The organism is Mesorhizobium sp. M7A.F.Ca.US.007.01.2.1 (genome assembly GCF_003998165.1).
Lineage (GTDB): Bacteria > Pseudomonadota > Alphaproteobacteria > Rhizobiales > Rhizobiaceae > Mesorhizobium > Mesorhizobium ciceri.
Genome location: NZ_RZQP01000271.1, coordinates 1 through 7,525, shown reverse-complemented (window position 1 = coordinate 7,525; position 7,525 = coordinate 1). Strand labels below are relative to the sequence as shown.

9 protein-coding genes and 2 pseudogenes are annotated in these 7,525 nt (G+C 62.6%); 1 reads left to right on the top strand and 10 read right to left on the bottom strand.

The annotated features are described in order from the left end of the window. The 7 genes and pseudogenes from EN949_RS36795 to EN949_RS30620 form a co-directional block, all read right to left on the bottom strand. A pseudogene (locus EN949_RS36795) lies at positions 1-96 on the bottom strand (YdcF family protein); the annotation flags it as partial. Between the two features lie 7 nt (positions 97-103). After that, positions 104-634 (bottom strand): hypothetical protein, encoded by a 531-nt coding sequence (locus tag EN949_RS30645; protein WP_013531784.1) that lies wholly within the window; start codon positions 632-634, stop codon positions 104-106. A 1-nt stretch (position 635) separates the two neighbouring features. Continuing rightward, the gene (locus EN949_RS30640; protein WP_127365956.1) at positions 636-2,201 is read right to left on the bottom strand and encodes an amidase family protein; all 1,566 of its coding nucleotides are present in this window, start codon (positions 2,199-2,201) and stop codon (positions 636-638) included. After that, the gene (locus EN949_RS30635) at positions 2,201-2,656 is read right to left on the bottom strand and encodes a GNAT family N-acetyltransferase (protein ID WP_013531786.1); all 456 of its coding nucleotides are present in this window, start codon (positions 2,654-2,656) and stop codon (positions 2,201-2,203) included. Before EN949_RS30635 ends, EN949_RS30640 begins: the two co-directional genes overlap by 1 nt. 8 nt (positions 2,657-2,664) lie before the next feature. Beyond that, complete coding sequence (gatC, locus tag EN949_RS30630; RefSeq protein WP_013531787.1) at positions 2,665-2,952, bottom strand: Asp-tRNA(Asn)/Glu-tRNA(Gln) amidotransferase subunit GatC; 288 nt, start codon at positions 2,950-2,952, stop codon at positions 2,665-2,667. 133 nt (positions 2,953-3,085) lie between these two features. Next, positions 3,086-3,499, bottom strand: a pseudogene (locus EN949_RS30625) (hypothetical protein); the annotation flags it as partial. Between the two features lie 24 nt (positions 3,500-3,523). Further along, the gene (locus tag EN949_RS30620; protein ID WP_127365957.1) at positions 3,524-4,231 is read right to left on the bottom strand and encodes a metal-dependent hydrolase; all 708 of its coding nucleotides are present in this window, start codon (positions 4,229-4,231) and stop codon (positions 3,524-3,526) included. A 122-nt stretch (positions 4,232-4,353) separates the two neighbouring features. Here EN949_RS30620 and ruvX point away from each other — a divergent pair, with 122 nt between their 5' ends. Then, positions 4,354-4,860: a Holliday junction resolvase RuvX gene (gene ruvX / locus EN949_RS30615; protein ID WP_013531790.1), complete on the top strand. Its 507-nt coding sequence runs from the start codon at positions 4,354-4,356 to the stop codon at positions 4,858-4,860. Here ruvX and EN949_RS30610 read toward each other — a convergent pair. The 3 genes from EN949_RS30610 to EN949_RS30600 all read right to left on the bottom strand — a co-directional run bounded on the left by EN949_RS30610 (position 4,778) and on the right by EN949_RS30600 (position 7,511). Beyond that, a complete protein-coding gene (locus tag EN949_RS30610) occupies positions 4,778-5,119 on the bottom strand; it encodes a DUF6105 family protein (protein WP_013531791.1) in 342 nt (113 codons plus the stop codon). The two genes, ruvX and EN949_RS30610, sit on opposite strands and share 83 nt — an antisense overlap. After that, entirely contained in the window at positions 5,119-5,688 is a 570-nt protein-coding gene (locus EN949_RS30605; RefSeq protein ID WP_013531792.1) for a hypothetical protein, read from the bottom strand. The genes EN949_RS30610 and EN949_RS30605 overlap by 1 nt, the downstream gene beginning before the upstream one ends. A 194-nt stretch (positions 5,689-5,882) precedes the next feature. Then, the gene (locus tag EN949_RS30600) at positions 5,883-7,511 is read right to left on the bottom strand and encodes a DNA alkylation response protein (RefSeq protein WP_013531793.1); all 1,629 of its coding nucleotides are present in this window, start codon (positions 7,509-7,511) and stop codon (positions 5,883-5,885) included. Positions 7,512-7,525 lie beyond the last annotated feature (14 nt).

Below are 7,525 nucleotides of genomic sequence, written 5' to 3'. Positions count from 1 at the left end.
GATCGTGACCGCGAGCAGTCCCGCCAGCAGCAGGAAGATCGCCAGGTTGAGCGGCTGGATGAAGAACCAGAAGATCTTGGAAAGGTAGAAGAACATTGGCTGCCTATCGTCGGCTCGAATTCTCACGACCGATGAAGTGCTCGACGGCACTTGTCACAGCCTCGGCCTCGGGCCGGCTCAACTCCCTGCCGAAAACAAGGACGCCGTTGGTGTTGGTCAACCTGATGACTTCCGACAGCCCCGCTTCATCCGTTGGATAGGTATGGTCGAGGATTTCGGCCTCAAGGTGCCCTTTCAAAGGCAATGAGGAACGATTTCGCACAAAACCCCTGACGTCGCGCACGGCTGCCACGTCGGTTAGCCGCAGGGTTTCCTTGCCGAACACCAGCCACATGAAATCCTTGCCGAGGAAGTAGGTGAAGAGGGCAATGATCGCAGTGAACGACAGCAGTCCGAGAGTGCCGCTGGCGACGTTTGCGGGCGACGTGTCGGTCAATCCCATGTAGCCGGTGTAGGCAACGATCGCGGCCCCAACCAGGACGAAGCCCATCCTGAAATCCGAGATGCGCGGTGGGTTGGTTATCAGCAGTTCGTCTTCCGTCTCGACGATGGAAATGCGAGACGGGGGCGGCATGCTACCACCATTTCTCCGGCTGGAATGTGCCGGCGGCTTGCTCGATGACGGCGGCGGTCTGGAACAGGGTTTCCTCGTCAAACGGCCGGCCGATCAACTGAAGCCCGAGCGGCAAACCCTTGGCGTCGAGCCCGGCGGGCACAGCGATGCCCGGCAGGCCGGCCATGTTCACCGTGACGGTGAAGATGTCGTTCAGGTACATCTTGACCGGATCGGCAGCCATGTCCTCGTCGGCGATGCCGAAGGCGGCGGATGGCGTTGCCGGGGTCAGGATGACATCGACGCCGGCGGCGAAGACAGTCTCGAAATCCCGCTTGATCAGATTGCGCACCTTCTGCGCCTGCAGATAGTAGGCGTCGTAATAGCCGGCCGACAGCACATAGGTGCCGATCATGATACGGCGCTTGACCTCACGGCCGAAACCGGCGGCACGGGTCTTCTCATACATGTCGACGATATCCTTGCCCGGCACGCGCAAGCCGTAGCGGACGCCATCGTAGCGGGCGAGGTTGGACGAAGCCTCGGCGGGCGCCACGATGTAATAGGCAGGCAACGCATATTTGGTGTGCGGCAGGGAAATATCGACGATCTCGGCGCCGGCGTCCTTCAGCCAGGCAATGCCCTTCTGCCACAGCGCTTCGATCTCTTCGGGCATGCCGTCGACGCGGTACTCCCTGGGAATGCCGACCTTCATGCCCTTGATCGGCTTGCCGATCGCGGCCTCATAGTCCGGTACGGGCATGTCGACCGACGTCGTGTCCTTCGGATCGACGGAGGCCATCGACTTCAGCAGGATCGCGGCATCGCGCACGTCACGAGCGATCGGGCCGGCCTGGTCGAGCGACGAGGCGAAGGCGACGATGCCCCAGCGCGAGCAGCGGCCATAGGTCGGCTTGATGCCGACCGTGCCGGTGAAGGCGGCCGGCTGGCGGATCGAGCCGCCAGTATCCGTCGCGGTCGCGCCGGCACACAGGAAGGCCGACACTGCGGTTGCCGAACCGCCGGAAGAACCGCCCGGCACCAGCTGCGCATTGTCCAGGCTGCGCGCGGTCCTGGTGCCGCCGGCCGAGACGAAGCCGCCATCACCCTGATGCGTCGTCGGCATCACCACCGTGTCTAGGCGCGAGCGCCGCCACGGATTGATGACCGGGCCATAGTAGGACGTCTCGTTGGACGAGCCCATGGCGAACTCGTCCATGTTGAGTTTACCGAGCATGACGGCGCCGTCGGCCCACAGATTTGACGTAACGGTCGATTCGTAGCGCGGCTTGAACCCGTCCAGCACATGACTGCAGGCCTGCGTATGGACGCCTTCGGTGCCGAACAGGTCCTTGATTCCGAGCGGGATGCCTTCCAGCGCACCGCCCTCGCCCTTGCCCAGCCTTGCGTCGGACGCCTTGGCCATGTCGCGCGCCTTGTCGCCTGTCACCGCGACATAGGCATTGAGCGCGGGATTGGCGCGATCGATGGCCGAGAGATAGGCCTCGGTGATCTCGGTCGCGGTGATTTCCTTGCCGTGCAGCTTGGCGCGGGCCTGTGAAATCGTCAGCTGGGTCAGGTCGCTCATCAAAGGCTCTTTTCGTAAAACACCGACCACTCGGAATCGGGATAATCCAGCACCGGGCCGCAACGCGAAAACCCGGCGCGTTCGTAGACGGTCCACGCCGCGGGGTGACGGTCGCCCGTCTCCAGCACCAGGCGCTTCAGCCCCTCGTTGCGCGCCAGCGCCTCGACCTGCTCGACGATTTTCGCGCCGATCTTCTGCCCGCGATGCGAGGGCCGCGTGTACATGCGCTTGACCTCGCCGACAGCGCCGTCATGGCGTTTCAGCGCACCGCAGCCAATGGCCATGCCGTTGTCGCGGGCGATGAAGACAGTCGTGTCCTCACCAGCCATCTGCTCGACCGTCAGATGGTAGCAATGCTCCGGCGGCGTCAGTTCGAGCAAGGTCTGGTTGAGTTCCTCGACCAGGCCGCGCACGTCGTCCTGCAGTGGCGTTTCAATGGCGATGTCGATTGCCATCGGCCGGTTTACTCCACGACCTTCGGCACGAGGAAGAAATTCTCTTCGGTCGCCGGCGCGTTGGCGACGATGTCAGCTGCCTTGCCGCCGTCAGTAACAACGTCCTGACGCTTCTTCATGTCCATCGGCGTCACCGAGGTCATCGGTTCGATGCCGGAAACATCGACCTCATTCAGCTGTTCGACGAAGCCCAGAATGGCGTTCAGCTCGCCGGTCATCCGTTCGGCATCTTCCTCGCTCACTGCAATGCGGGCGAGATGCGCGACGCGCTTCACTGTCTGAAGATCTACGGACATGTTTTTGCCTCGGGGAAAACCAGTTCGGGCTATAGCGGCGCCGCGCGCGCTGCGCAACATGCATCGTGCGAGAGACCAGGCTGCGGCGGCGGCCTAGTCTTCGGCCATCGATCCACGCACAGGATGATGTCTCCGGCAGGGCAACGCCCTCGCACAAATAGTAGCTGCCGCTGTTGCCGCTTGCTTCGCTTTCGTCGTTGACGGGCCGGACCGACACGAGATCGATCTGCTTCTCATTCATTTGCGTCACCGAGAGGACATCCGGGAAGACATAGCCCGGTTCCTGGCAGAGGGCCGTCACCGCCCAGCTCGGCGAAGCGGTCGCCTTGCTGACCTGCAGAAACTCGCAATTGTATTCCACGCTCTGCAGGCCGTGCGCCGAAAGCACGATGTTGCCGGCGTCGATCAGCGTTTGCAGCGTGTCCTTTTTGGCCTGCGTGCAAAGCTCTTCGGACTGAAGGTAGACGCCTTCGATGAAGTCATCCGCGGCGAGCGCGGGCGACGCCGCGACAAACATGGAAACGCAAAGAGATCGCCCCAATACCATGGATTTATTCCACTTTAGCTGTTTCTAGATCGTAATCGTCTCACCGATTTTCGGCAACGCCACCCTTACACCGGATCCTTCCAGGCCGGCCTCGAACTTATCGGCGGTCGGGTCGATCATCGGAAACGTGCCGAAGTGGCAGGGAACCACGGTGTCGAATTTGAAGAAGCGCCGGCAGGCAAGTGCCGCCACCGCGCCGCCCATGGTGAAGCGGTCGCCGATCGGCACCAGGCCTATCTTCGGCTCATGCAACTCGTTGATTAGCGCCATGTCGGAGAAGATGTCGGTGTCGCCCATGTGATAGAGCGTTTTGTCTTCCGGGAAATGCAGGACGAGGCCGCCCGGATTGCCGAGATAGGTGTTCTGGCCGCCCTCGCCCGGGAACGAGGATGAGTGCAGCGCCTGGACAAAAGTGGTGGTGAAGCTGCCGCAATCGACGGTGCCGCCGATGTTGCCGGGATTGATCTTCTTGTCGCTGACGCCCTTGCCGACCAGATACATGCAGATCTCGAAATTGGCGACGAGCTGGGCGCCGCTTTTGCCGAGCACCTCCACCGCGCCGCTGATGTGGTCGCTGTGGCCATGCGTCAGCAGCACATGCGTGACACCCTCAGCCGGGCCCTCCCAGCCACCCGTCCATGACGGATTGCCTATCAGATAGGGGTCGATGAGGATCTTGACATCAGCGGTATCGATCCGAAAGGCCGAGTGGCCGTACCAGGTCAGTTTCATGAATGCATTCCTCGATTTTTGACTTGCCAAAGGATAGAACGCCAGTGGCCCCGAGATCAAAGGGTTACTTGTCCGCCACGCGTTTGACAAAACACCTGGTGGTGAAAGGCGAAGGACGGCCGGTGGGCATTATCACGATCGAAGAATTGCCGGCGCGGTTAGCCGGCGGTAAGACGCTGGCGGGGCTTGACCTCGGCGACAAGACGATCGGCGTCGCGGTCTCGGACCAGAGGTTTTCCTTCGCCCATCCGCGTCCGGTCATCATGCGAAGGAAATTTTCGCTCGATGCGGCGGTGCTGCTCGCCTTGCTGCAGAAGGAGAATGCCGGCGCCGTGGTGATTGGGCTGCCGATCAACATGGACGGCTCGGAAGGTCCGCGTGCGCAGAAATCGCGCGCCTTCGTCCGTAACATGGCACAAATGAGCGACCTGCCCTTCGTGCTCTGGGACGAAAGGCTATCGACGGTCGCGGCCGAAAGGACGCTGATCGAGATGGATTTCTCGCGCCGCAAGCGCGCCGGCAAGATCGATTCGGCGGCAGCCGCGTTTATTCTGCAGGGAGTTTTGGACCGGCTTCAGTCGCTCCACGCATCCGCTCGAACGGAACCGGACCCGCCCAGCGCTGTCTGACCCAGCCGGCGATTTCGCGGCGACGGCGGAATGCCCAAAGCGCCATCAGCAGCAACCCGTCGAAGACGCACGTCTTCGCCACCATGCCGGGGATGATCGCCGGATCGATGCCGAGCATCTGACCGTAGAGCTGGAAGAAGAAGTCGTGCATCTGGCGGCTGAGCATCGCGTAGCCGAAATTGATGTCATTGGCCGACAGATAGAACCAGCCCCAGAAAATCGCCATCGGCGCCGCCCAGAATCCGAAGATGTAGCGCATCAGCGGCCTCCCCTGGGATTGGAGCCGGTTTTGGACACCGTTCGGCCTGATATGAGTGAAAGCAGCGAATTGTGGGCTGCGGCTTTTGCCATGCCGTGCGCGACGGCATGGATCTCGCCTTCGCCCGAAGCCGCTGCCGCAACCACGGACCGCCGTTCGGCAAGCATGGCGACATAGGATGCCAGAAGTGCTGCCAGCTGCACGGCAACAGCCATGAACAGCCCGTTTATGCCTTGCGCAGCACCCCCGATGACGATCAGCGACAACACGCCGGACGCGCAGATGAAGGCGATGCGGGCAACGCTGTCGGCGTCCGGGCTGGTCGCGTCGTTGACCAGGGCTTCGACAAAGGCCCAGAAAAACAGAACCGCGACGACCAGCAATGCGGTGGCAAGCGGCGCCACGACAACGAAATTGTCGAGGTTGACGAAGCGGGTACCCTCGATTGTGGCACCGATCACGCCGAGCGCCGCCGCCACACCACGGTTTCCGTCGATGCAGATGAGCGCAAGCAGGGCGAAAACAATCGTCCAGTGCAAGGTCAGAAAAGAGGTCAGTACCTGTCGCATCGGTGTTCCTGCTTCGCAAAGCAGGAGACGGCCAATCTGAACCATTGCCTGCTTGCGCCGGGACAGTGGGCCTTGCCGCTCGCCATCGCAACGGAAACCATTTGTTAAGGTTAACGGAAATTAGCCATATGCGAGAGGATACGGACCAACGCCTCAAAACTGTGGATGGCGCCGGTTTTTGCGATGCTCGCGGCTCAGTTCACTGGCGGATAGAGCGTGTCGATGATCATGCGTGCATCGTGGCGCGAATCGATCATGCCATAGGTGTTGCGCCATTGGCCGGCCAATCGCGTCTCGACGAAAGCGTCGGCGATCCGCCCTGCCCCCAGACGGCGCAATTCTGCCGCCGCAGCCGACAGAGCCAGCTGCTCGGTGAGCAGCCGAGCCGAACCTTCGTCGGTTGAAGCGACCTGCATCGCCGCCTTCAGCACGCCGATCGTGCCGCGTCCGCCGGCGCCGAGATCGCGGTCGATGCCGGCCAGCACATCCTCGAACAGGCCGGGCGCACGGCCAAGCACGCGCAGCACGTCGAGCGCCATGACATTGCCCGAGCCCTCCCAGATCGCGTTGACCGGGGCCTCGCGATAATAGCGGGCGAGCGGCGCCTCCTCGACATAGCCATTGCCGCCGAGGCACTCCATCGCCTCATAGAGCAAAGGCGGCGCGATCTTGCAGACCCAGTATTTGACGACCGGCGTCATGGCGCGGGCAAACGCCGCTTCACCGCGGTCGCTGGCCGCCTCGTCGAAGGACCGCGCCAGCCGGAACGACAGTGCGGTGGCGGCGGCGACATCGAGTGCCATGTCGGCCAGCACGCGCTGCATCAACGGCTGCTCGATCAGGGTCGAACCGAACACCTGACGATGGCGGGCATGATGAACGGCCTCGGCGAGGCCCGCGCGCATGATCGCCGACGAGGCGATGGCACAATCGAGCCGGGTGAGCGTCACCATGTCCATGATCGTCTTCACACCGGCACCGGGTTCGCCGACCATCTCGCCGATGGCATTGACGAATTCGACTTCGGAGGATGCGTTGGAACGGTTGCCGAGCTTGTCCTTCAGCCGCTGGAAGCGGAAGCCGTTGCCCGAGCCGTCACCCAGAACGCGCGGTACGAGGAAGCACGACAGCCCCTCCGGCGCCTGCGCCAGCACCAGGAAGGCATCCGACATCGGCGCCGACATGAACCATTTGTGCCCGGTCAGACGATAAAAACCGCTGCCGGCGCGTTCCGCCCTCGTCACATTGGCGCGCACATCGGTGCCGCCCTGTTTCTCGGTCATGCCCATGCCGAGCGTCAGCCCGGTTTTCTCGACCGGCGGCTTTTGGCTCTGGTCATATTTGCGCGTCGTCACGCGCGGCGCCCATTCACGAAACAGTTTCGGGCTGGCCATCAAGGCCGCCAGCGAAGCGTTGGTCATGGTGATGGGGCACAGATGCCCGGTCTCGAGCTCCGCCGTCAGATAAAACCGGGCGGCACGGACCTGATGGCGGCGGCCGATCTCGGTGTCGCCGTTTTCCCACACCGAGGAATGCAGCCCATTGGCCACGGAGCGGCGCATCAAGGCGTGATAGGCGGGATGGAACTCGACCACGTCGATGCGCCGTCCTTGGCGATCATGCGTCCTCAGCTTCGGCGTCTCGACATTGGCGAGGCGCGCCAGTTCCTGCGCCTCCTGCGTCAGCACGAAACGGCCGAGACCGTCGAGTTCCCGGCGCACCGGATCGGAAAAACGCTCCGCGAGCTGGATCAGCAACGGATCGCCCCGCCAGGCGTTGCCGCCCGTCAGCGGCGGCGGCTGGTTCGTCACGTCGTCGGTCACGCCCAATCCTTCTA

What these genes read in the sequence shown, in the direction of transcription:
- EN949_RS30605 (WP_013531792.1), bottom strand. Translation starts at nt 5,688, where the DNA reads ATGCGACAGGTACTGACCTCTTTTCTGACCTTGCACTGGACGATTGTT.
- EN949_RS30620 (WP_127365957.1), bottom strand. Translation starts at nt 4,231, where the DNA reads ATGAAACTGACCTGGTACGGCCACTCGGCCTTTCGGATCGATACCGCT.
- gatC (WP_013531787.1), bottom strand. Translation starts at nt 2,952, where the DNA reads ATGTCCGTAGATCTTCAGACAGTGAAGCGCGTCGCGCATCTCGCCCGC.
- EN949_RS30610 (WP_013531791.1), bottom strand. Translation starts at nt 5,119, where the DNA reads ATGCGCTACATCTTCGGATTCTGGGCGGCGCCGATGGCGATTTTCTGG.
- EN949_RS30645 (WP_013531784.1), bottom strand. Translation starts at nt 634, where the DNA reads ATGCCGCCCCCGTCTCGCATTTCCATCGTCGAGACGGAAGACGAACTG.
- EN949_RS30640 (WP_127365956.1), bottom strand. Translation starts at nt 2,201, where the DNA reads ATGAGCGACCTGACCCAGCTGACGATTTCACAGGCCCGCGCCAAGCTG.
- EN949_RS30635 (WP_013531786.1), bottom strand. Translation starts at nt 2,656, where the DNA reads ATGGCAATCGACATCGCCATTGAAACGCCACTGCAGGACGACGTGCGC.